Raw genomic sequence first — 21,416 nt, forward strand, 5'->3', positions numbered from 1 at the left:
GTAAAATAAACGTTAATGAAATCACAATATATAATTGTGATTAATTATGTTTGCATTGTAATACTTCAATTGGTAGTTATGAGTTTCCTACTAAAAAACCTTATAAAATTAAGTTGTGTAGCAGTTCTTCTTTCTTCCTGCGCAATAGAAAATATAAATGATCTTAAGGCAGCGTCTGCAGATGCAACTATTGTTACCGCAAATATTGAATATTCCGATTTGGTGGGCGATTGGGACTTGAGCCTAATGCAGGCCGATAGGGATGTAGATCTTAATAAGGATGGCACCTTTAATTCTAATCTTTTACTGGAAACAACCTGTTTTGATCCGATGTCTATCAACTTCTATGATGACAAAACGTTTTCTTCTGTAAATGCACGGCTGGATTTTGAAGCTGGAACTAATAATGATGAGTTCTTTTGTATGGGGAACAGAACCGATACAGGTACCTGGGAAATTGAAGGTGATGTGCTTACTTTAAATGTAGAAATTAATGGTAGTACCTATATTCATACAAAAACCCTCACGTTTAATCAGGGCGTATTTTCGTTTTCTGTATCCAAAACCGAATCAAACCAATATGTAGAAGATCCGGGGGATACTTCTGTTTCCCAGATTCTTGTGGTGGAATTGGAATATACTCAAAATTAAACCTGACAGTTTCAAAAACTGTTAGGTATTGAAGCCTGTTAGGTCATGATTCTAGGTTCAATAATTTAGTTCTTTCTAATGCGCTTCCAGCCAGTTTTCTCCCACGCCTATTTCCACATCCAGGGGAACATCGAGTTTGAAGGCATTTTCCATTTCTTCTTTAATCATTTTCCGGACAACTTCCAGTTCTTCTTTGTGAGCATCAAAAACCAGTTCATCATGAACCTGTAATAGCATTTTTGTTCTGAAATTCCCTTCTTTTAGTTTTTTGTGAATATTGATCATTGCAATCTTAATAATATCGGCGGCACTTCCCTGGATTGGGGCATTTACAGCATTTCTTTCTGCCGCACCGCGCACTATGGCATTTTGCGAATTGATATCTTTTAAATAACGCCTTCGGCCTAGAACAGTTTGTACATATCCATGTTCCCGTGCAAATTCAATTTGATCACTCATGTATTTTCTGAGTTGCGGATAGGTTTGATAATAGGTGTCTATTAAATCCTTGGATTCCGATCTGGAAAGATCGGTTTGGTTGCTCAGTCCAAAGGCGGAAACACCATAAATAATTCCGAAATTAACCGTTTTGGCATTGCCTCGTTGTGCTCTCGTAATCTCTTCAGCAGGAATATTAAATACCTTTGCAGCGGTAGAGGTGTGAATATCTTCTCCGCTCTGGAAAGCTTTAATCATATTTTCTTCTTTGCTCAAAGCGGCAATTATACGGAGTTCTATTTGGGAATAATCGGCAGCCAGGAGGATATAATTCTCATCCCTTGGAACAAAAGCCTTTCTCACCTGTCTTCCTCTTTCAGTCCTTATAGGAATATTCTGAAGGTTTGGATTGTTGGAACTCAGTCTTCCGGTTGCGGCAACGGTTTGCATATAATCTGTATGTACACGTCCCGTTGTTTTTTCCACCTGTGTCGGCAATGCGTCTATATAAGTGTTTTTTAGTTTTACCAACCCGCGGTAATCCAGGACACTTTGTACTATTTCGTGTTCTTTTGCCAGTGCAGAAAGCACATCCTCTCCGGTAGAATATTGTCCGGTTTTGGTCTTTTTTGGCTTTTTAACAAGTTGCAGTTTTTCAAATAAGATAATTCCCAATTGTTTTGGGGAGGCGATATTGAATTCTTCAGAAGCTATTTCGTAAATCTTTTTTTCCAGGTCTTTTATATCTTTTTCAAGATCGGAAGAAAGAGATTGCAGGAATTTCTCATCCAGATTGATGCCTTCCAGTTCCATGTCGGCAAGTACTCTTACCAGTGGAATTTCGATTTCATGAAAAAGTTTTTCAATGCTGGCAGCGGTCAGTTCCGGTGAAAAATGTTGTTTTAGCTGAAGTGTGATATCTGCATCTTCAGCTGCATATTCGGTCAATAATTCTAACGAAACATCCCGCATAGATCCCTGGTTTTTCCCTTTTTTTCCAATAAGCTCTGTAATGGATTGCGGGGTGTAATTCAGGTAGGTTTCGGCCAGCACATCCATATTATGGCGCATATCTGGATTGATAAGGTAATGCGCTATCATAGTGTCAAAAAGAGGCCCTTTAACTTCAATATTATATTTTGCAAGGACTTTAATATCGTATTTCAAATTCTGACCTATCTTCTCGATCTCTTCAGCTTCAAAAAACGGCCGAAGTAATTCTATTAAATCCTGTGCTTTTTCATTTTCTTCGGGAAAGGGTAGATAAAACCCTTTTCCGGCTTCCCAGGAAAATGCGATCCCAACCAGTTGTGCTTCCAACGGATTAAGGCTCGTGGTTTCGGTGTCAAAACAAACCGATTTTTGATTTAAAAGATTTTTAAGAAACAAGCTGGTTCCCATTCCCGGCGCGATACTTTGATATACATGGGAAGTATCCTTGAGGGTTTTTCTGCTGGAAATAGATTCCATTTTCTCAGCTTCGCCTCCAAATAATGAAAATTGTCCTGCCCCGGCGGTTTGGGTTTGAGCTTTTGCTGTTTCTGTGCCGCTCACCTGAGTTGGAGCTGAAGTTTCTTCTGCTGAAAACAATTTCAAAAACTGATCTTTAAGCCTTCTGAATTCAAGTTCTTCAAAGATCTCCTGGACTTTTTCAGAATTGGGCAGGGAGAGTTCATAGTCTTTGGCGTCAAACCGAACATCACAGTCGGTTTTAATGGTGGCGAGTTTTTTTGAAAGAATTCCAAGTTCCCCGAATTCTTCCAGCTTTTCCCGCATTTTGCCTTTTAGCTGATGTGTGTTCAAAAGCAATTCTTCCATGCTTCCAAATTGCTTCAGAAATTTCTTGGCGGTTTTCTCGCCAACTCCCGGCAATCCCGGAATATTATCGGATGCATCTCCCATCATTCCTAAAAAATCTATTACCTGCTCCGGACGTTCCACTCCAAATTTTTCTTTCACTTCAGTAATTCCCAAGATCTCAATGCCATTTCCCATCCTTGCAGGACGGTACATGAAAATATTTTCGGAAACCAACTGTGCAAAATCCTTATCGGGTGTAACCATAAAAACTTTGTAGTCTTCCTTCTCGGCCTGCTTTGCAAGGGTGCCAATCACATCATCGGCCTCACAACCCGGTAAAACTACCACCGGGATATGCATGGCTTTTAAAATATCCTGAATGTATGGAATAGCCGTCATAATAGGCTCCGGAGTAGCATCCCGGTTGGCTTTATAGTCGGTAAACATTTCGGTGCGTTCTGTGCTTCCGCCTTTATCGAAACAAACCGCGAGGTGATCTGGTTTTTCCCTGCGGATAACATCAAAAAGAGAATTGGTGAACCCCATTATGGCTGAAGTGTTCAGCCCTTTTGAATTGATCTGGGGATTTTTTATGAAGGCATAATAACCTCTGAATATTAAAGCATAGGCATCAAGTAAAAATAATCTTTTTTGTGGGGCCATCAGGTATTTTGATTTAGCCTATAAAACTACAAAACTTATAGCTGCATTTAAAATGCAAGTTGTTTTTTTCAGCACAAGGAAAGCTTCTGAAGAAAAAATGGGTTTTATGAATTTTGATCAATTTTTTCAGGTGAATTTAAGTTATAACAATCTCCATCAAGATGTTGATCTTGGATAAAACCGAAATTTCTCAGGATTTATAAGTTCATTATTTTCCTAGAAATAGTAATGGGATGGAATATTTTCGTTTTTCGAATTCTGGTATTTCACATAGCTGAAGCCTTTCTGAATGCAATAAGAACCCAGTTCCCCTTTTTTATTGAGGGCGATAAAAGCGGCCTGGAAATCCCGGTAATTAGGATTGGTTTTAATAATCCTGTTTATTGCGATTTCACAGGCTTCCTGCGGCGATTTTCCCTGACGCATCAATTCTACGATCAAAAAACTTCCAACACTTTTCATGATGGCTTCACCCATTCCTGTTGCTACCGCGCCACCTACTTTATTGTCAAGAAATAATCCGGAACCAATGATAGGGGAATCGCCAACCCTTCCGTTCATTTTATAGGAAAGCCCTGAGCTTGTGCAGGCTCCTGCGATATCTCCGTTTTTGTCTATACACAGCATCCCGATGGTGTCGTGATTCTCAATATTGATGATTGGTTTGTATTCCTTCTTTTTAAGCCATTCCCGGTAAGCTTTTTCAGATTCTTCTGTGAGCAGATTTTCTTTTTCAAATCCCTGTTCCCGCGCAAATTGATCGGCGCCCTGGCCAACGAGCATCACGTGGGGAGTTTCCTCCATAACTCTTCTCGCTACCGAAACAGCGTGGGTGTTGTTCTTTAAATAAGCAACAGCTCCTGCATTTCCATTGGGCGCCATGATACAGGCATCCAAAGTCACATTGCCTTCCCTGTCTGGAGCGCCACCTTTGCCGACGGTAGTATTTTTTAAATTGGTTTCTTCTATCATTACACCTTGTTCAACTGCATCCAGAGCAGTTGCCCCACTATCCAGTAATTCACCGGCTTTTTGAGAGGCGTTTGGGAAATTCCATGTGGCTATGGTAAGCGGAAATTTATTTTGCATATTTTCAAGATCATTTATGGTATTAAAACCTAAAGTAGCAGGAATGACGGTCATTCCAAGGCTGGTGATCCCGGTATTCCTTATAAAAATGCGTCGTTTCATATGTAGACATTTATTGTTTTTTAATGGTCTCCCGATAGCTATCGGGAGTAATTCGCATATCTTCATTGATGTTTGCGACGAGTTTTCGTTATGCTCATTTCATCTTGTACATTTATCCTGTCTGTTCAGTTTGACAGGATAAATGTACTATGTTTGATCGGTTTTATTAAATCTGTGCCTTAGGAATTACAACAATAAACTTTTATTGGAGTAAAAGCGAAATTCAAGAAATCCTTTGCATTCAAGAAATGAAGGCATAATATCACCCTATAGCTGAATCAATTTTATTTAACCTCAGGTTCATTTATTGGCACGGCATTGGAAGTATATTTGCAAAAAAAATAGAATTGCTAATGCGTTGGATCCTTTTTGTTGCTATCTATCTCTTTATAAATGTATATGCTTTTCAAGCAATTCGTACCCTGAGCAAAAATTATTGGCTTATAGTTCCTTACCTAATTATTTCCCTGGCTATACTTGGATATTTCATTTTTCAATGGACGCAACCTAATCCCGATGGTGGATTTAATGGCGGAAGGGGATATTCTCTTGGGTTTGTTCTGGCTTTTATGGCAGCGAATATTATTTTAACCCTTTTCATGTTTGGGGAAGATCTTTTCCGAATGTCATTAGGGGTTTATAACAAAATCATTCCATCTTCTGCTGAAGATTTCAGCCTTCCTTCCCGAAGAAGATTTTTAAGCCAGTTGGCCCTTGGAATTGCAACCATTCCATTTGCTTCTTTGCTATACGGAATGTATCAGGGGAAATACAATTACAAGGTTTTAAAATACACCTTGTTTTTTGAAGATCTTCCTTCCTCTTTTGACGGATATCGAATTACCCAGATAAGTGATATCCACAGTGGAAGTTTTGATAATCAAAAGAAAATAGCATATGCCATAGATCTCATCAATGAGCAGGCAAGCGATTCGGTGCTTTTTACCGGAGATTTGGTCAACAATCTTGCGGCGGAAATGGATCCCTGGACTTCCACTTTCTCAAAGATTAAGGCTAAGGATGGGGTTTTTTCGATTTTAGGGAATCATGATTACGGGGATTATGTAGCCTGGGAAAATGATGAGGCAAAAAGAGCCAATTTGGAAGATCTCAAAAATGTACATTCTAAGATGGGTTGGGACCTTCTGTTAAATGAACACAGGTTCATTGAGAAAAACGGGGAACGAGTGGCTTTTGTGGGAGTTGAAAACTGGGGTTCCGGAGGATTCAAGAAGGATGGTGATCTCGATAAAGCCGGAAATGGATTAAAACCTGAAGACTTTAAAGTGTTGCTAAGTCATGATCCTTCCTACTGGCAGGAAAAGATCAAAAATGATCCAAATAATTATCAGCTTACATTAAGCGGTCATACCCACGGAATGCAGTTTGGGATTGAGATTCCGGGTTGGTTTAAATGGAGTCCTGTACAATATAGGTATGAGAACTGGGCTGGGATCTATGAGGAATTTGGAAGGTATATTAATGTAAACCGTGGGTTTGGATACCTGGCATACCCTGGGCGGGTTGGAATTTGGCCAGAAATAAGTGTGATCGAATTAAAGCGGGGACCTAAGACTGCCTGATGTTTGAAATTAAGGCCTGAATAAACTTTCTTCGGATATTTTTCAGTTTAAAAAATCGGAAAAAGTTATAAATGGTTTTATACCGGATTATTCAGAAATTTCCGTAGGAATTATTTTTAATATTTCAAAGATCTTCCCTTAGTTAAAACCCCTGAGCATGCATAGTTCAAAGAAATTACTATATTTGATTATTAAAAGTATTCTTGGTTATAAAATCTAATTAAAATCAGTGTTTCGTTTATGTCAAAATTTGGTGAATTAATAGATTTAAAAATTCCGGTGTTGTTGGATTTTTATACCGAATGGAATGCAGCTTCCACCGCGATGCATCCGGTGCTTAGGGATGTGGCTGCAGCGCTTGGAGACAAGGCCAAGATCATAAAGATAGATGTAGATAAGAATACGCAATTAGCCGAAGCGCTTCGTGTGAAAGGACTGCCTACTTTAATGATCTATAAAGACGGTGAAATGAAGTGGAGGCAGAGTGGGGAACAGGATGCCAATACCCTGATTGGAATTTTAAAGGAATACGTTTAAACAGCCCTGAATTCAAAGCCTTTTTCCTGAAAGTATTTAAGGACTTCGGGCAATACTTCCTTTAATTTATTTGCAGCTTTTATGCTGTCGTGAAAAACTACAATACTTCCGGAACTACAATTTTTTATCACATTTTGATAACAATCTTCGGCAGAAAGTTGCCCATCAAAATCTCCGCTAATTACATCCCACATCACAATTTTATATCCAAGTTTCTGAAGTTTTGTTATTTGTCTGGGCAGAATCTTTCCATAAGGTGGCCGGAAGAGTTTATAAGATTCAGCAGTAGGTTTTGAATACTTTGAAATGGCTACTTCAGCTAAATGAACATTCTCCAAATAGGTTTTTTCAGAAGTTTTCCATCCTTTTAGATGGTTGTATGTGTGATTCCCAATATGATGCCCTTCAATTAAGATTTGCTGAAAAATATCGGGATATTTAGATACATTTTCACCAACGCAAAAAAAAGTTGCTTTCGCATGGAATTCCTTTAAGAGCCTTAAAACCCAGGGAGTAATCTCCGGATTGGGCCCATCATCAAAAGTAAGGTAAAGTATTTTTTGATTAGATGGCAATTTCCACAACAGGGAAGGATACAGAAGCTTCCCTATTGTGGAGATTTTTTTAAGATAAGCCATCAAGCTTAATAATTTGCAATGTTAATTCAGTAAAGTGCTGTCCAGGGAATCCAGTTTTTGAACTTTCTGAAGTTCATTTTCAATGGCTTCCCTGGTTGGCATTTCCGGCTCTTCTACCCCTTCGGAATCATCGTAGAAGTGAGGGAATAGTTTTAAGTAATTGTTGAATTCATCGGCTTTTTTGCGGGCGAATTCCTGTTCTCCATTTATAAACAGAAGATCTATAAGTGACCGGTATCGCTCCATATCGGTGATTATATTATCGGCGTATTCAAATTGTCTTTCTTCATCCCATCCGCTATAAAACAATAGATTTTCCTGATATTTTTCAACTACTTTCTCCCATACAGCTTTAGCTTTTTGGGGTTCACCTACTTTAAAATACCCATCGATAAAAGGCTCCAGCAGGGAGTAATAGCCATAATAATCTACAGGCATATTTTCCATTCCAAGATCAAGGATCTCTTCCGCTTTTTCCTGATCGTCTTGCTGGATTAAGGCTTCCACCAAACGGGCAAGATTGCTTCGATAGGTAATTGAATTTTTACGTGTTTCTGTGTCGTGGTAAATGTCTGGACTTCCCATATTTCCCCAATCCCATCCTTTAACGATCTCATACATTTTATCCGTATCTACCCGCCCCATATCATAGGGGGTTCTTGGGTTGACAGGGGTTTGAATGGGAACCAGCTTATAGGCTACTCCATCCAGTTGCAAATGATCTTTCATCCATAGGTAATCATCATCTCCAAAACTTCCACCTGTGAAATATATAGGGCGTTTCCAATCATTATTCGCGATGATATCCAACATCAAAAGACGGTTTTTATAGATCACATTCCCTTCAAGTTCAATAAATATATTATCGACTATCTCATCCGCATTCTCTGGTTTTACGATTCCGTATTTTAATACATTTTCCTTATCGACGGGTATTCTTATGGATTTTGTGGGGAAGGTATTTACAGTTTGACCACTTTGCAATTGTCCCTGAGTTCCCGGATTATCGCTTGCAATCCAGTTCATCCAGTTCTTAATATTCATAGTGTCGGTTGTGACAGCCTGGTACATTACAAATTCATTGGTTCCTGCCTGATATTGCCTATGCTCCAGTTGTGAAGGAATGGGGTCGCTTTCCCAGGCCTTCCTTTTCATTTGATCTATATACCAGTCGGTAGCAAAAAGGCTGGTGTTAACAATGCGCACATCCCTTCTGTAACCTTCAATTTGCTGGGCATACCATAAGGCAAACGTATCATTATCACCAATGGTGAACAGAATAGCATTTTCATCTACAGAATCCAGGTACATTTTTGCCATCGCCAATGCCGAATAGCGGTTAGACCTATCGTGGTCATCCCAGTTTTCAGCAGCTAATAGGGTTGGTACGGCCAGGAAGCAAATTGCAATTGCAAAAGGTGCAGCAACTTTAGGTTTTATAAATTCCTTTAGCTTATTAAAGATGGCGTAAACTCCAAAGCCTATCCAAATGGCAAAAACATAAAAAGATCCCACCAGTGCATAATCCCGTTCCCGGGGTTCAAAAGGGCGTTCATTAAGGTAAATCTTAAGAGCTATACCTGTAAACAGGAAGAATACCGTTAATACCCAGAACATCTTTTTATCCCGTTTAAATTGGAATATGATTCCTATTAATCCCAGGATGAGCGGGAGAAAATAGTAGGTGTTTCTGGCTTTGTTATTTTTAACATCGCTGGGTAAATTATCCTGCGATCCCAGCCTCATTTCATCGATGAATTTAATTCCGCTGAGCCAGTTTCCATTCAGGTCTGAATATTGTCCCTGTACATCGTTTTGACGCCCAACAAAATTCCACATGAAATAACGCCAGTACATATAACCTATCTGGTATTCCAGCAAGTAACCTATATTTGAAGCAAAAGAAGGTTTTTCTATCTCCAGATATTGGCTAAACTGGGAAAGGAAGCTATGATAATCTTCAAGATCCACACGACCCAGGGCATAATTTTTTCTGAATTCGGCTATTGCCTGAAGCAGCTGTTCCTGATCCTGATATTCCTGCTTTACAGTAAAATCAAGCGGACCTGTAAATTGCATATAATTGGCTGCATGCTGAGTACTCCACATTCTTGGAAGAACGGCTTTATGCTTATCGTCAAGATTTTGGCGTGCATTTTTATAATCGTTTACAATAATATATTTCCCTGATTCTTCATCCTTTTCATAATTGGGCTTGTCATCTTTATAAGGGTTTTCAGGATCCAATCCGCTGTACATCTCTGTAAATTGAGGCCCGTAGAATAAATGAGATTCCCCGTATTGCTCACGGTTGTAATAAGCTAAAAGTTCCCGGGCATTGTCGGGGCTGTTTTCATTGATCACCGTATTTGCATTCGCACGAATAGGTAGCATGGTCCAGCTTGAAAAACCAATCAAAATAAAGAGGACACAAAGAAATAATGTGTTGAGTTGAAAGTATTCCTTCTTTCGGGTATATTGAATTCCGAAGTAGAAAGCAGCTATGATTATTAATAGAGCGATAACTGTACCTGAGTTGAACGGGAGCCCAATGGTATTGGTGAAAAACACTTCTGAAGCGGAGAAAAAAGTAAGGGTGTATGGGAGTAAAAACTTGAAAATGAACATTAAAACAGCCACTACGGCTATATTGGCGATAATAAAATTTGGAACAGTTACCTTTTTATAATTTTTGAAGAAATACAAAAAGCCCAATGCAGGAATGGTAAGCAAGCCCATAAAATGCACCCCAAAGGAGAGTCCAATCACAAAGGAAATAAGAATTAACCAACGATTACCGCGAGGCTCGAACATATCGCGTTCCCATCTCAATCCTAAATAAAACAGGATAGCCATAATACAGGCTGCCATCGCGTAAACTTCGGCTTCCCCGGCACTAAACCAAAAACTATCTGTAAAGGTAAATGCAAGAGAACCTACAAGAGCACTCCCAAGCACCGCTACTTTATTGCTTGTTGATAGGGATTCCTGTGGGCCGGAAATCTTGAAAAGCAACATGACAATGGACCAGAACATAAACATAATCGTAAATGCGCTGGCAAAAACAGACATTAGATTTACCATAAGTGCAACCTGTGAGGCATCGGTAGCAAAACTGGCGAAAAAGGCACCCATCATTTGATAAAGTGGTGCCCCAGGTGGATGACCCACCTCAAGATTTGCTGAAGTTGCTATATATTCCCCGGCATCCCAGAAGCTGGCAGTAGGTTCAACGGTTAACCAATAGGTAGTTAGTGAAATTAAAAATACAACCCATCCCAATATTTTATTCCACTTTCCAAAATTAAAATCTGTCATTATTTGCTGTAATTGTCTATAAGGAGGCGAATTTAAGAATATTTACAAGAAAGATTTAATAACGTGCTTTAAAAGGAAATATTTTTTTAAAAAGCGGAGATCCAGAGCTTTGAAAAATTTAGCAATAAAAAGCTTTAAAATGTTTGCGTAAAATAAACTTTGTTTTAAATTTGCATCGGCAATAAAACGCTGGCCTATGGTGTAACTGGCAACACGTCTGTTTTTGGTACAGAAGAGTCTAGGTTCGAGCCCTAGTAGGCCAACAAAAACTGTCAAGACCGAATTGTTTTTACAATTCGGTCTTTTTTTTGCAGTAAATTTTAGGGTTTGGTTTAGATTTAAAGCCGTGTGTTGAGTCGCGGGCAACCCGGATATTGAATAAAATAAAACTAACTTTTAGACTTGGTTTGGAATCTTTTTGTTTTTTTCTTTTAGCAGGCACCAAAAAAAAGTTTTGTAATTTCGTAAAATGTGCAATAATTTTCAACTTCCATAGCTTGTGAAAAACGATTTTTTTCAGAATAAAAATGTATTCAACGTTCTTTTTGAGGCAGCTTCAGAAGGTATAATTGTAGTAGATACTTCCCAGGCCATCATCGCAGCCAATAAAGCTGCAGAAACTATGTTTGGATATGCTTCGGGCGAACTTCCCGGAAACCATTTAAATGTGTTGATCCCTCCCAGTTATCATGGAGCTCATAAAGATCATTTCAAAAGTTTTATCGATCACAGTGAGAAAAGACAAATGGGTCATGGCCGGGATTTGTTCGGAATAAAGAAAGATGGAACCCATTTTCCCGTTGAAGCCGGATTAAATCCTTTTATGATAGATGGGGAAGAATATGTGATGTCCCTAATCATAGATATTACTGTACGCAGGGAAACCGAGCGGGAAATTAGAGATCTCAATAATAAACTGGAGGATAAGATAAAGATCCGTACCCACGAGCTAAGTGAGAGCATTCAAAAACTTCAAAAGCTTAACCTGGATCTTGAGAAGGAGATCAAAAAACGAAAAACCGCTGAAAAAAAGATCAAGAATGCATTGCAAAAGGAAAAAGAACTCAATGAATTAAAAACCAAATTCCTTTCATTGGTATCCCACGAATTTAAAACTCCTTTAAGCGGCATTCTAACTTCAGCTACGCTGGCTGAAAAATATGTACTGGAAAATCAGCAGGAAAAAAGGGAAAAGCATCTTGGCACTATTCGCATAAAAGTGCATTATCTTAATAATATTCTTAATGACTTTCTTTCCATCGAACGTCTGGAAAGCGGAAACGGACAATATAGATATTCATCTTTTAGCCTTAAAAAATTGATAAATGAAGTTGTTTATAACGCCAATATCACGCTAAAAAATGGTCAGGAAATAGCCTACCCTCAGGATATAAATGATGTCATGCTCTACCAGGATGAAAAAATTATAGAACTTATTCTTTCAAATTTATTAGGGAATTCCATTAAATATTCCCCTGAAGATACCTTGATAAAATTTAATGTCTCCCTTCAAAAGAAATCGATTGTTTTTGAGGTGGAAGATCAGGGAATGGGAATTCCGAAGAAGGATCAAAAACATATTTTTGAACGGTATTTCCGGGCAGAAAATGCTATTTTAAACCAGGGAACAGGAATAGGACTTAATATTGCAAAAACCCATTTGGAAAATTTAGGAGGAAATATAAAATTTGCCAGCAAAGAGAATGTGGGAACAAAATTTACTGTAGAAATTCCAATTTTAATAGAATGAATAAAATATTGCTAATTGAAGACGATGTTACCGTTAGAGAAAATACAGCAGAATTGCTGGAACTTTCAGGCTATGAGGTAATCACCGCATCCAATGGGAAACAGGGGGTAGAAAAGGCTCATGAATGTAATCCTGACATTATTGTTTGTGACATCATGATGCCGGAAATGGACGGTTACGGCGTTTTGCAGGAGCTTTCAAAGGAACTTCAAACCGTAAATGTTCCTTTTATATTTCTTTCTGCCAAAACAGAACATAAAGACATAAGAAAAGGAATGGACCTTGGTGCCGATGATTATCTAACCAAACCTTTTGAGGAAGAAGATCTTTTAAGCGCTTTGGAAAGCAGGCTGGCCAAAGTAGCGATTCTTAATTCCAGAAACCGGAATGAACAGCCAAAGTTAGCAGAGCCTTCCCTGAAAACCCTTGGGGATTTGAAAAGTTTGATGAGTACCTATGCACTTGAAACTTTTCAGGCGGGTGATACTATTTATGAAGCCGGAAAACAATCAAATTTCTTCTACCTGATCAAACGCGGAGTTATAAAAGCACATCGTGTTGATAGCAGAGGAAAGGAATTGATCACTGAACTTTACAAAGAAGACGATTTTTTTGGTAATGCAGCCTTTAATACCGGGGAATCCTATCAGGAATTTGCAACTGCTATAGAAGATTCCCAGTTGTATACCGTCTCCAAGGAAGAATTACATAAAATATTAGCCAGCAACGGACGTGTAACCCTTGAGCTGGTGGAAATCCTTAGCAACAATTTGAAAGGGCTTAAACAGCAACTTATGGAAATGGCCTATGGATCTGTTAGGAAGAAAACCGCCAATACCATTCTGCTCTTTGCCGAAAAAATTAAAAAGCATCCGCTTAAAAGCATTCGGATTTCCCGTGCAGACCTCGCCGGTGTAGCAGGTATGGCGCCTGAAAGTCTTATAAGAACTTTATCAGATTTTAAAAAGGAAGGTCTTATAGAGATTGAAGGCAGAAACATTAAATTGCTGGATCCACAAGGACTTAAAAGCATTTCCTGATAAGAGCATACCAGGCTAACTATTCAAACTAAAAAGGATTCTACCTCTATAAAGTGGGGTAGGATCTTTTTTTTTAAAATTTATAGAGATAATTAAAATTTTAATAGCTTCAGAACTGATTTTGGTCATTTTTACCAAGGTATTAGTAGTCTAAATTCGCATTGTATAAGGTAACTGACGCGAATGAATGTTTTAATACTTACTGATTTTTCCCAGGTTGCGACAAATGCGGCTAAATATGGAATACACCTTTTTAAGGATATGCCAGCCAATTTTTATTTGTTCAATTTTGATAAGTTTGATCCGGGAGAAGATGTTGTTCTCAATTCCACTGATAATCAAACAGAAGCGGTGGAAAATCTTTATAAACATTTTAAGGAACTACAAAGTTATTCCACCAATAAAGAGCATAGCTTTAAAGCTGTTTTTTCTGAGGACAATCTTGTAAATGCCACCCGTAAATTTGTTGCTGAAAAGAGGATAGATCTTATCGTAATGGGTGCTGCCGGAAAGGATAGTATTAAAAACACCATTTTAGGAAATCATACTTTTGAGATCATCAGGAAGATAAAATGCAATTTGCTGGCCGTTCCGGAAGAGTGTTTATATATAATGCCAGAGAAACTTATTCTACCCATAGATTATTCTGCTTCTTATGATAATGGCCTGTTTAAATTCTTTGAGCATCCCGGTATAACAAATAATGCTGAGATAACCGTTATGGAAATAGCCGATAATTCCTTAGCCCGTACACATCATCAAAATCCAAGAAAACTTGTTGTTGACTACCTGAAGAGTGAAAATGTAAAATTTGTTGAAATCGACGAGAAATATATTCATAACAGAAGACTTCTTCAGGATGTGCAAAAAAAATATGATATGATCGTGATTTTGGGCAAAAATCTAAATGTATGTGAGCGGTTTCTCGATGTAAAATGCGGTGTATGTGCCGATGTAACGAATAAACTCCCAATCCTGGTGCTTCACGGATAAGGATTATTGCCGTGCCTGAAACATTTTAAGATGCAGGTGAGATGCCATTTTTCGAGCACTGAATTTTGCCCTTTCTGCAAGTTCTCCTTCAAAATTCTCATTAATTGTCTCGAGCCAAAGGTTAAGCCAGGCTCCAAAATGTTTTTCGTTTATTTGATGATGACTTTGAGCATCTACCTTAATATGTGCTTTCTGTGGGTTACCTGAATATTTAGAAACGAAAAAAAGATTGCTCTCCCAAAAATCGGTAAGTGTTTCCAGATGTTCTTCCCAATTTTTTATACTGTTATTGAAAAAAGGACCTATTTCGGCATTAGTCCGTACTTTATCATAAAACCGGGATACTAAAAGGTGTACATCTTCCCGATTTTGGAGATCATTCTTCATAAGCTGGATTCTTTAATATATTCTTAATTCAGATAATTTTTATAAGACACGGAATTGTTTTGAAAGGAATCCGGTTTCCGAAAAAATCTAGATTAAATTGATTATAATAAGAAGAATACTTACCCCAAGGCTTACAATTAGCGAGTTAAAAACAAATTTAGATTTCATTTGAGCCAGGACTGCAGCATTAAATCCCATACAAACCACTACCACCAGGAAAAGTTCAAACATATTGATAAATGCGTGTCCTTTCATCAATATGAGCATTGCGGCAATGGAACCTATGCAACTGGAGGCAATAATACCAAGAGAAGCATGGGCCAAATACATTTCGTCAAAATCTGTAAATAATTTTTTGTATAGTTTCATGATAATTTTTCTTTAAATTAATACTGCAAAATTATCCACTGGGAGCTTCAGGAAATAGGATGATTATCAGTTCTGATACAAATTAAGACAAATTTATCCGATTAAGAAAATATAAGATCAATTAAGTTTAGGAGTGCGATTGAATTATTTTAATGATTTCATCCTTTTGTACAACTCCGGATTGTCGCCATAGCTGTTCTCCGTTTTTAAATAAAATTAGTGTAGGAACTCCTCTTACCTGATATTTTGAAGCAAGAGCTTCATTCTTGTCTACATCTATTTTAACTATTTTAACGGCATCTCCCAGGCTGGCTTTTACCTCTTTTAATATTGGTGCCAACATCTTACATGGGCCGCACCAATCGGCATGGAAATCTACCAATACCGGCGTGCTGTCTTTTATAATTTCACTAAAACTACTTTTCATTATTTGTTTTTTTATTGTTCATATGTAATTTATTTTCCATTTCGGGAGGGATTTTATAAAGCGATCTTGCTTAAAATTACGAAAAAACCAGCTAAATAATCTTCGTATCGAATAAAATTAAAGCCGTCTGTTTACCTGAAGTTTTTCAGTTAAAATTTTAAATGAAATGGTTGATCCTCTCGAATGAATCCATTTCGAGTTGTTCCCTATGATCCGGATGCGCGATGGAGATTAGGGCTTTTGCACGTTGTTTTAAATTTTTACCATATAGGTTCACGATTCCATATTCTGTTGCGATATAGTGCACATGAGCGCGTGTAGTGGTAACTCCCGCACCTTCTTTTAGATAAGGAACGATCTTGGAGACACCTTTACTGGTAACCGAAGGCATGGCGATAATGGCTTTTCCGCCTTCAGATAGGGATGCACCTCTTATAAAATCCATTTGTCCACCAACCCCGGAATACTGATATTTCCCTATGGTATCTGCACAAACCTGCCCGGTAATATCGATTTCTATCGCGCTGTTAATTGCGGTTACCTTCGGATTTTGCCGGATAATAGCAGTATCATTGGTATAAGCTGCTTCTTTAAAATGAACTACGGGATTGTCATCCACAAAATCATATAATTTTTGAGATCCCAAGGCAAAACAGGTGACCAATTTCCCTGTTTTTATAACCTTTTCCTCACCTGTAATCACTCCTTTTTCAATCAATGGGAGAATTCCATCAGAAAACATTTCAGTATGGATGCCCAGGCGTTTGTGATGAATTAAATTGGCAAGAACTACATTTGGGATTCCACCAATTCCCATTTGTAAAGTGGCGCCGTCTTCTACCAGCCCGGCTACATGCTTTCCTATTCGAAGTTCAATTTCGGTAGGAGTGGCGAGGTAAGTTTGGTGGATAGGTTCATCTACCTCGATGGCCGCATGAATCCGGTCTATGTGAATTATCCCGTCCCCGTGGGTTCTTGGAACCTTCGGATTTATTTGTGCAATCACCCTTTTTGCGGTTTGTATGGCCGGTAGGGTAATATCTACCGAAACTCCTAAAGAACAATATCCATGTTTATCTGGTGGAGAAACCTGGATAAAAGCAACATCAATGGGAAGTATATTTTTTCGAAAGAGTAAATGTATCTCACTTAAAAATATTGGAATATACGCTCCAAGATTAGAGTTCACGGCCTTTCTAACATTTCCTCCAACAAAACAACTGTTGGTTATAAAAGCTTCGTTGTAAGGTGCTTTTGTATAAGGGGCATCCCCTTCGGTATGGATTTGAAAAAATTCTACATTTTTAAGATCGTTATATCGCTGGCATAAGGTATTGATTAAAACATGAGGAGTCATGGCTGATCCTTGTAAAAATACCCGATCGCCGGATTTTATTTGTGATACAGCTTCCTGAGCGGAAACGATATTTAAGGAATCTTTCATATGTAGATATTTATTGTTTTTTAATGGTCTCCCGTAGCTATTGGGAGTAATTCGCATATCTTCATCGGTGTTTGCATCGAATTTCCGTTATGCTCATTTGATATGTTTATTTTATTGTTTTAGAGATCATTGGTAACATTTACATAAACATTTCCCTGTGTGAGAAAGTTTATTCTCATGGATGTTACATCGGATTTTATTTCTCTACTTTTAAATTGAATTTGATCTCAATATTCTCTTTTACAACGATCAAACCGAACATTTTCTTTGGCGGCTCCAAATTAAAATCATGGATATTAAGGGTGAGATCTCCGCGGTATTGAGGTGTCTCCCCGGCAACGATTTTTACCGGGACTTTATAAGCTTTCGTTTCTCCTGCAATAGTTATAATAAGATCTGCAATTGCCTGGGTAGGAGTATTGATGCATAATTTTTTTAATTCGAGCGAAATTTCAGGATATTTTTCTGTTTGGATCAACGCGTGAAAATCTTTATTGATCCCTTTGCTACCGCAATCAAACCCAGTATTATCAAGGATAAGGATCGCATTTTGGAAATGCAATTCCTCCTGGTTCCCTGAGACCGCTATCTTCCTGGTGGAGGGGATCATTTCTGAATCAAATTCGCATAGGAATTTGCTTATGTTGGTATCCCCGGTAATGGTGAGTTTGCTGTCTGGCTTGATCTTTATTGTCCGGTTATTAGTGCCATTCTGGGAGAATCCCATCATGGTGAATAATAATAAAAGCGGAAAAAATAGTATAGTTTTCATTGCGGTTGTTATTATAATTCTCAAAAATAAGGTGTTTTTTGCAAAGAGAATTTAATCGGTTTGGTATATGTATATATTGCATAATCTGTTCCAAACCAGCGTGAAAAAGTTCATTTAAAGGTGTTTTTAATTTTTATTAAAAAAAAAGGGAGAACATTATGTCCTCCCTTTTTTTGGCTAATTCAAACAATTCTTATGATTAGAAGCTGATTATTGCTTCAAGGTTGAATCCGTTAAATTGTGCATCGTCATAAACTGTTCCGGCAGGATAGTCATTATACTGCTGGTTCACATACTCCACTTTTGCAAGAACGTTTTTGGTCAAGAACCATCCGCCACCTACGTTGAAACGGTTCACTGAAACATCATCGTTGCTTGCAGTGTTGTAACGTGCGCCTACGTAAAAGTCTTCAGTTGCACCAAATCTGTATAGAAGCTCACCTGCAAACTGATCCCAATCATCATTTTCAGTTGATGCATTTTCATAGATTCCAAAGAACTCTAATCCGCCTACTTTGATGAATGGGTTGATCATGAAAGAAGTAAGTTCTGCTCCAGTGGCAGGGTTAATTCTACCAGCTCTGAAATCACCTTCTATTACATTGTAGTACCTTGTTCCTGCACGGTCACCACTGTAAAGGTATTGTGTAGATCCTCTTGAACCAATAGGTCTGAATCCAGAGTGAAATACAGATCCGGTTAATCTAAATCTGAAATCTTCACTTATTTGCTTGTCATAACCAATTTTGGCAAGGTAAGAAGGATCTCTCTCACTTTTCTTGGAACTTTGGTTGATAGTACTGTTGGTAAAGCCAACCATTGCTAACCATGGACCGTTCATATAGTAAACCTCTGCACCAACTTCAGTAGTAAAGCTATCCATTAAATAGTTACCTACAAATGGGTTGTAAAGAGCCATCGCGTTGTCTGTTCTTCTGAAATGCGCATCACCGTAATTGTTTTCCATGTGACCAATTTTCACTCTCCAATTATCCATAGCGCCTGCCAGGTCTTCACTGATCCATTCAAGCCCGTCGATTTGGATGTATCCACCCTTAACATAGGCTTCATTGTGGTGTAAAGAAGAAAGATATGTTCTCAAGTGCATTCTCAATCCCGGAGCTAAAAGAACATCAAGATCAAGGTTGGCGGTAGCAAGGTTGAAATTAGTTCCAAGTTCAGCAAGATCATCCTCCCCTGAAGAATTTTCCTGGCGTAGTCCCTGTAATTGAATTGTGGAAGCTCCACCTATTCTTACCTGTACTCCGTCAAAATAGGTCTCAGTGTCTTTTGGTGCTTCAAAATCATTAATTCCGCGTTTATCAGGTTGTCTGAAGTTCGGAATATCACGGTCCCATATTGTTTTTCCGACCTTTTCAGTCTCTTGTGATGTTGCAGCTTCTTGTGCCTGAGACTGTAATCCGAACAGTGCTATAAGCGCGATTCCGAAATATTTAATAGTGTTTTTCATTTTTGATTAATTTGTGATTGGTTAAAAAATTTAGTATTGCTTAATTTATTTAGTGAATACAGTTTTAAATTTTATTATCACCTCATCGCCAGTGGTAATTGTGCCAAACATTGCTTTTGGAGGATCAATCTTGAAGTCGGTCATTTTAAGGCTTTTGCTCCCGGATAACACGATCATATTGCCGTTTATTTTAGCATCAAAAATGATCTCTAAAGGTTTTGTGGCACCTGCGATAGTAAGATTTCCCATAGCAGTCACTTTACAGTTTCCGGTGGTGGTGCAATCAATGCTTTTTACTTCTGTCAGTTTATACGTGATTGTTTTGTGCTTATCGGTATTTAACGCCTTATAAGTGTTTTTGTCCATTCCACCTTTCCCGCTTTTAAGACTTTCGGCTTTTATAACAAAATCCAGTTGGGTTAATTTCACCAATTGACCATCATTTAATTCGGCAGTTAATTTTCCTTGCTGGTCTTTTGCTTCTATCTCCCAATCGTGAATATTGGAGGTTCCTTCTATAATTAAACTTGAAGCTGTATTATTTACATTGAAGGTTTGCGCTACAGAAATTTGTGTAGTCACCACCAACATCATTATGCTTCCAAGTAACAGTTTTAAATTTTTTAGCGTGTTCATGATTTTGTTTTTAATTTGATACAAAGTTGCATAAGGAATGGAAGGTAATTTATGACAGGCATCAGGTTTTTGATTATTTGGAGCAAAAGCTTCAAGTTTTCTGGTCTTTGAAGAGCTTTTAGCGACCTTAGCAGGCGGTCTATATTAAAAAATAATCAATTTGTACTTAGATTGTTTTCTGGCCATAAAAGTTCACGGTTTAAAAACAATAAGGTCATAATAAAGTTAACAAATTGGATATTAACGGGATATTCCCAAGGGCTATGCAAAGGAAATTCAGATAATTCCCGGGTTTTTAATCTTTATTTGGTTCTAGAAAGAAAACATTAAAATTATTTCTTTCATAATTGCCTGAGAATCTAAATATTTTGTTAAATTGAATTTTTATTAACTCTATTAACTTTCATTTTTAGCCCTACCTGATTATGTTTGAAACAAGCTTAGATAACATCCCCAGATCATCTCTTTATAAGATGGACAATGTTTTATATGAAATTCACGATAATAGTGGAATTTCTGTGAATAATGATTACGATCACTGGAAGCAGGAAGCGCTGGTGAACTTGATATCTTCAAATTTTATATTTGAAACAGAAGGGAATTATAATCTTACTGAAGAAGGAAAGGAAGTCATAAAATTTGATAGTCTTACCTATTATAAAAAGAGACTAAATAGCGATGAATTCGCTGAGAATATACCCGAGAAAAAAGGTTTATTCTTAAAGTTATTCATGGGGTTTGGAACTTTTGTGTGCTGGTAATGAAAAAAATCAATTGTAGTTTTATTGCTTTTTTGATGCCTTGGGAAAAGTCATTTGTTAATCAAAATTATTACGCTGCGATAACGATGTTATGCTGTGTTAATAATTCATTATAAAATGACAGGCTTTTCTCGTCACATTTAATACAAGATTTTAGGAACCCACATAAATCAAGGCACTCGAAGGTAATCCCGGTATATTCTTTATTAGATGTAGGGAGTTGCAAATCGATGGTTTGCGCTGTATAATCTATACTGATGTTTTTGGCGGTAAAATATATTTCTACAATGCTTTTATGAAAATTTTCAAATCCAGATTTATCCTCTTCTGGATTGTTCATGCTGTATAAAATTAAATTTTTTACTTCATCCGTAATACTTTCTGAAACAAGGGGGGTAAAGTTCATGATACTTAGGTTTTTAATTTAATATTATTCAATCCATATTTCTAACAAGACGGCTAAATTAAACTTCATAATGTTAATAAAATCCAAAGGTTCAAAGGATTAATAATTAATTAACGCAATTGCAGAAAAAATAAGATTAGC

General features: G+C 37.7%; 19 protein-coding genes and 1 tRNA gene. 8 read left to right on the forward strand and 12 right to left on the reverse strand.

What is annotated here, in order from left to right:
* Nucleotides 1-15 precede the first annotated feature (15 nt).
* Nucleotides 16-651, forward strand: a complete 636-nt coding sequence (locus ACKGJN_RS04650; RefSeq protein WP_409538261.1) for a lipocalin-like domain-containing protein — start codon at nt 16-18, stop codon at nt 649-651.
* A gap of 75 nt (nt 652-726) precedes the next feature.
* Here the strand turns inward: ACKGJN_RS04650 and polA are convergent, their stop codons facing one another.
* Together polA and ACKGJN_RS04660 are read right to left on the reverse strand one after the other, a co-directional pair.
* Nucleotides 727-3,552 carry a DNA polymerase I gene (polA, locus tag ACKGJN_RS04655; RefSeq protein WP_409538262.1) on the reverse strand — a complete coding sequence of 942 codons (2,826 nt, stop codon included), beginning with the start codon at nt 3,550-3,552 and terminating at the stop codon, nt 727-729.
* 216 nt (nt 3,553-3,768) lie between these two features.
* Nucleotides 3,769-4,743 (reverse strand): N(4)-(beta-N-acetylglucosaminyl)-L-asparaginase, encoded by a 975-nt coding sequence (locus tag ACKGJN_RS04660; protein ID WP_409538263.1) that lies wholly within the window; start codon nt 4,741-4,743, stop codon nt 3,769-3,771.
* 353 nt (nt 4,744-5,096) lie between these two features.
* Between ACKGJN_RS04660 and ACKGJN_RS04665 the strand changes: the two genes are divergently transcribed.
* Together ACKGJN_RS04665 and ACKGJN_RS04670 are read left to right on the forward strand one after the other, a co-directional pair.
* On the forward strand, nt 5,097-6,326 hold the full coding sequence (locus tag ACKGJN_RS04665; protein WP_409538264.1) for a metallophosphoesterase: 1,230 nt from the start codon (nt 5,097-5,099) through the stop codon (nt 6,324-6,326).
* Between the two features lie 240 nt (nt 6,327-6,566).
* Complete coding sequence (locus tag ACKGJN_RS04670) at nt 6,567-6,863, forward strand: thioredoxin family protein (RefSeq protein ID WP_409538265.1); 297 nt, start codon at nt 6,567-6,569, stop codon at nt 6,861-6,863.
* Here ACKGJN_RS04670 and ACKGJN_RS04675 read toward each other — a convergent pair.
* Together ACKGJN_RS04675 and ACKGJN_RS04680 are read right to left on the reverse strand one after the other, a co-directional pair.
* Nucleotides 6,860-7,501 carry a polysaccharide deacetylase family protein gene (locus ACKGJN_RS04675; protein ID WP_409538266.1) on the reverse strand — a complete coding sequence of 214 codons (642 nt, stop codon included), beginning with the start codon at nt 7,499-7,501 and terminating at the stop codon, nt 6,860-6,862. The two genes, ACKGJN_RS04670 and ACKGJN_RS04675, sit on opposite strands and share 4 nt — an antisense overlap.
* A gap of 21 nt (nt 7,502-7,522) precedes the next feature.
* Nucleotides 7,523-10,819: a DUF2723 domain-containing protein gene (locus ACKGJN_RS04680; RefSeq protein ID WP_409538267.1), complete on the reverse strand. Its 3,297-nt coding sequence runs from the start codon at nt 10,817-10,819 to the stop codon at nt 7,523-7,525.
* Between the two features lie 190 nt (nt 10,820-11,009).
* Between ACKGJN_RS04680 and ACKGJN_RS04685 the strand changes: the two genes are divergently transcribed.
* The 4 genes from ACKGJN_RS04685 (at nt 11,010) to ACKGJN_RS04700 (ending at nt 14,602) form a co-directional block, all read left to right on the forward strand.
* Nucleotides 11,010-11,082: transfer RNA gene (locus tag ACKGJN_RS04685), tRNA-Gln, on the forward strand.
* 236 nt (nt 11,083-11,318) lie between these two features.
* Complete coding sequence (locus ACKGJN_RS04690) at nt 11,319-12,569, forward strand: PAS domain-containing sensor histidine kinase (protein ID WP_409538268.1); 1,251 nt, start codon at nt 11,319-11,321, stop codon at nt 12,567-12,569.
* Entirely contained in the window at nt 12,566-13,609 is a 1,044-nt protein-coding gene (locus tag ACKGJN_RS04695; protein ID WP_409538269.1) for a response regulator, read from the forward strand. The genes ACKGJN_RS04690 and ACKGJN_RS04695 overlap by 4 nt, the downstream gene beginning before the upstream one ends.
* A 183-nt stretch (nt 13,610-13,792) precedes the next feature.
* Entirely contained in the window at nt 13,793-14,602 is an 810-nt protein-coding gene (locus tag ACKGJN_RS04700) for a universal stress protein (RefSeq protein WP_409538270.1), read from the forward strand.
* Nucleotides 14,603-14,605: 3 nt separating this feature from the next.
* Here ACKGJN_RS04700 and ACKGJN_RS04705 read toward each other — a convergent pair whose 3' ends face one another.
* From ACKGJN_RS04705 to ACKGJN_RS04735, 7 genes are all read right to left on the reverse strand, one after another.
* A complete protein-coding gene (locus ACKGJN_RS04705) occupies nt 14,606-14,989 on the reverse strand; it encodes a group III truncated hemoglobin (RefSeq protein WP_409538271.1) in 384 nt (127 codons plus the stop codon).
* 87 nt (nt 14,990-15,076) lie between these two features.
* Nucleotides 15,077-15,358, reverse strand: coding sequence for a hypothetical protein (locus tag ACKGJN_RS04710; protein WP_409538272.1), 282 nt, complete (start codon nt 15,356-15,358; stop codon nt 15,077-15,079).
* Between the two features lie 127 nt (nt 15,359-15,485).
* Entirely contained in the window at nt 15,486-15,785 is a 300-nt protein-coding gene (trxA, locus tag ACKGJN_RS04715; RefSeq protein ID WP_409538273.1) for a thioredoxin, read from the reverse strand.
* Between the two features lie 157 nt (nt 15,786-15,942).
* Entirely contained in the window at nt 15,943-17,229 is a 1,287-nt protein-coding gene (locus ACKGJN_RS04720) for an acetyl-CoA hydrolase/transferase family protein (protein WP_409538274.1), read from the reverse strand.
* 196 nt (nt 17,230-17,425) lie between these two features.
* Entirely contained in the window at nt 17,426-18,001 is a 576-nt protein-coding gene (locus tag ACKGJN_RS04725) for a YceI family protein (protein ID WP_409538275.1), read from the reverse strand.
* Nucleotides 18,002-18,200: 199 nt separating this feature from the next.
* Nucleotides 18,201-19,472, reverse strand: a complete 1,272-nt coding sequence (locus tag ACKGJN_RS04730) for a hypothetical protein (RefSeq protein WP_409538276.1) — start codon at nt 19,470-19,472, stop codon at nt 18,201-18,203.
* A 45-nt stretch (nt 19,473-19,517) separates the two neighbouring features.
* Complete coding sequence (locus tag ACKGJN_RS04735) at nt 19,518-20,108, reverse strand: YceI family protein (protein ID WP_409538277.1); 591 nt, start codon at nt 20,106-20,108, stop codon at nt 19,518-19,520.
* A 425-nt stretch (nt 20,109-20,533) separates the two neighbouring features.
* Between ACKGJN_RS04735 and ACKGJN_RS04740 the strand changes: the two genes are divergently transcribed.
* Nucleotides 20,534-20,869, forward strand: coding sequence for a hypothetical protein (locus ACKGJN_RS04740; RefSeq protein WP_409538278.1), 336 nt, complete (start codon nt 20,534-20,536; stop codon nt 20,867-20,869).
* Nucleotides 20,870-20,939: 70 nt separating this feature from the next.
* Here ACKGJN_RS04740 and ACKGJN_RS04745 read toward each other — a convergent pair whose 3' ends face one another.
* Nucleotides 20,940-21,275 carry a hypothetical protein gene (locus tag ACKGJN_RS04745; protein WP_409538279.1) on the reverse strand — a complete coding sequence of 112 codons (336 nt, stop codon included), beginning with the start codon at nt 21,273-21,275 and terminating at the stop codon, nt 20,940-20,942.
* Between the last annotated feature and the right edge of the window lie 141 nt (nt 21,276-21,416).

The sequence above is a fragment of the Gillisia xinjiangensis genome (genome assembly GCF_046298265.1).
Taxonomy (GTDB): Bacteria; Bacteroidota; Bacteroidia; order Flavobacteriales; family Flavobacteriaceae; genus Gillisia; species Gillisia xinjiangensis.

Excerpts from the sequence above, each read along its gene's own strand:
- ACKGJN_RS04650 (WP_409538261.1), top strand. The coding sequence starts at position 16 with ATGAAATCACAATATATAATTGTGATTAATTATGTTTGCATTGTAATA.
- polA (WP_409538262.1), bottom strand. The coding sequence starts at position 3,552 with ATGGCCCCACAAAAAAGATTATTTTTACTTGATGCCTATGCTTTAATA.
- ACKGJN_RS04660 (WP_409538263.1), bottom strand. The coding sequence starts at position 4,743 with ATGAAACGACGCATTTTTATAAGGAATACCGGGATCACCAGCCTTGGA.
- ACKGJN_RS04665 (WP_409538264.1), top strand. The coding sequence starts at position 5,097 with ATGCGTTGGATCCTTTTTGTTGCTATCTATCTCTTTATAAATGTATAT.
- ACKGJN_RS04670 (WP_409538265.1), top strand. The coding sequence starts at position 6,567 with ATGTCAAAATTTGGTGAATTAATAGATTTAAAAATTCCGGTGTTGTTG.
- ACKGJN_RS04675 (WP_409538266.1), bottom strand. The coding sequence starts at position 7,501 with ATGGCTTATCTTAAAAAAATCTCCACAATAGGGAAGCTTCTGTATCCT.
- ACKGJN_RS04680 (WP_409538267.1), bottom strand. The coding sequence starts at position 10,819 with ATGACAGATTTTAATTTTGGAAAGTGGAATAAAATATTGGGATGGGTT.
- ACKGJN_RS04695 (WP_409538269.1), top strand. The coding sequence starts at position 12,566 with ATGAATAAAATATTGCTAATTGAAGACGATGTTACCGTTAGAGAAAAT.
- ACKGJN_RS04700 (WP_409538270.1), top strand. The coding sequence starts at position 13,793 with ATGAATGTTTTAATACTTACTGATTTTTCCCAGGTTGCGACAAATGCG.
- ACKGJN_RS04705 (WP_409538271.1), bottom strand. The coding sequence starts at position 14,989 with ATGAAGAATGATCTCCAAAATCGGGAAGATGTACACCTTTTAGTATCC.
- ACKGJN_RS04710 (WP_409538272.1), bottom strand. The coding sequence starts at position 15,358 with ATGAAACTATACAAAAAATTATTTACAGATTTTGACGAAATGTATTTG.
- trxA (WP_409538273.1), bottom strand. The coding sequence starts at position 15,785 with ATGAAAAGTAGTTTTAGTGAAATTATAAAAGACAGCACGCCGGTATTG.
- ACKGJN_RS04720 (WP_409538274.1), bottom strand. The coding sequence starts at position 17,229 with ATGAAAGATTCCTTAAATATCGTTTCCGCTCAGGAAGCTGTATCACAA.
- ACKGJN_RS04725 (WP_409538275.1), bottom strand. The coding sequence starts at position 18,001 with ATGAAAACTATACTATTTTTTCCGCTTTTATTATTATTCACCATGATG.
- ACKGJN_RS04730 (WP_409538276.1), bottom strand. The coding sequence starts at position 19,472 with ATGAAAAACACTATTAAATATTTCGGAATCGCGCTTATAGCACTGTTC.
- ACKGJN_RS04735 (WP_409538277.1), bottom strand. The coding sequence starts at position 20,108 with ATGAACACGCTAAAAAATTTAAAACTGTTACTTGGAAGCATAATGATG.
- ACKGJN_RS04740 (WP_409538278.1), top strand. The coding sequence starts at position 20,534 with ATGTTTGAAACAAGCTTAGATAACATCCCCAGATCATCTCTTTATAAG.
- ACKGJN_RS04745 (WP_409538279.1), bottom strand. The coding sequence starts at position 21,275 with ATGAACTTTACCCCCCTTGTTTCAGAAAGTATTACGGATGAAGTAAAA.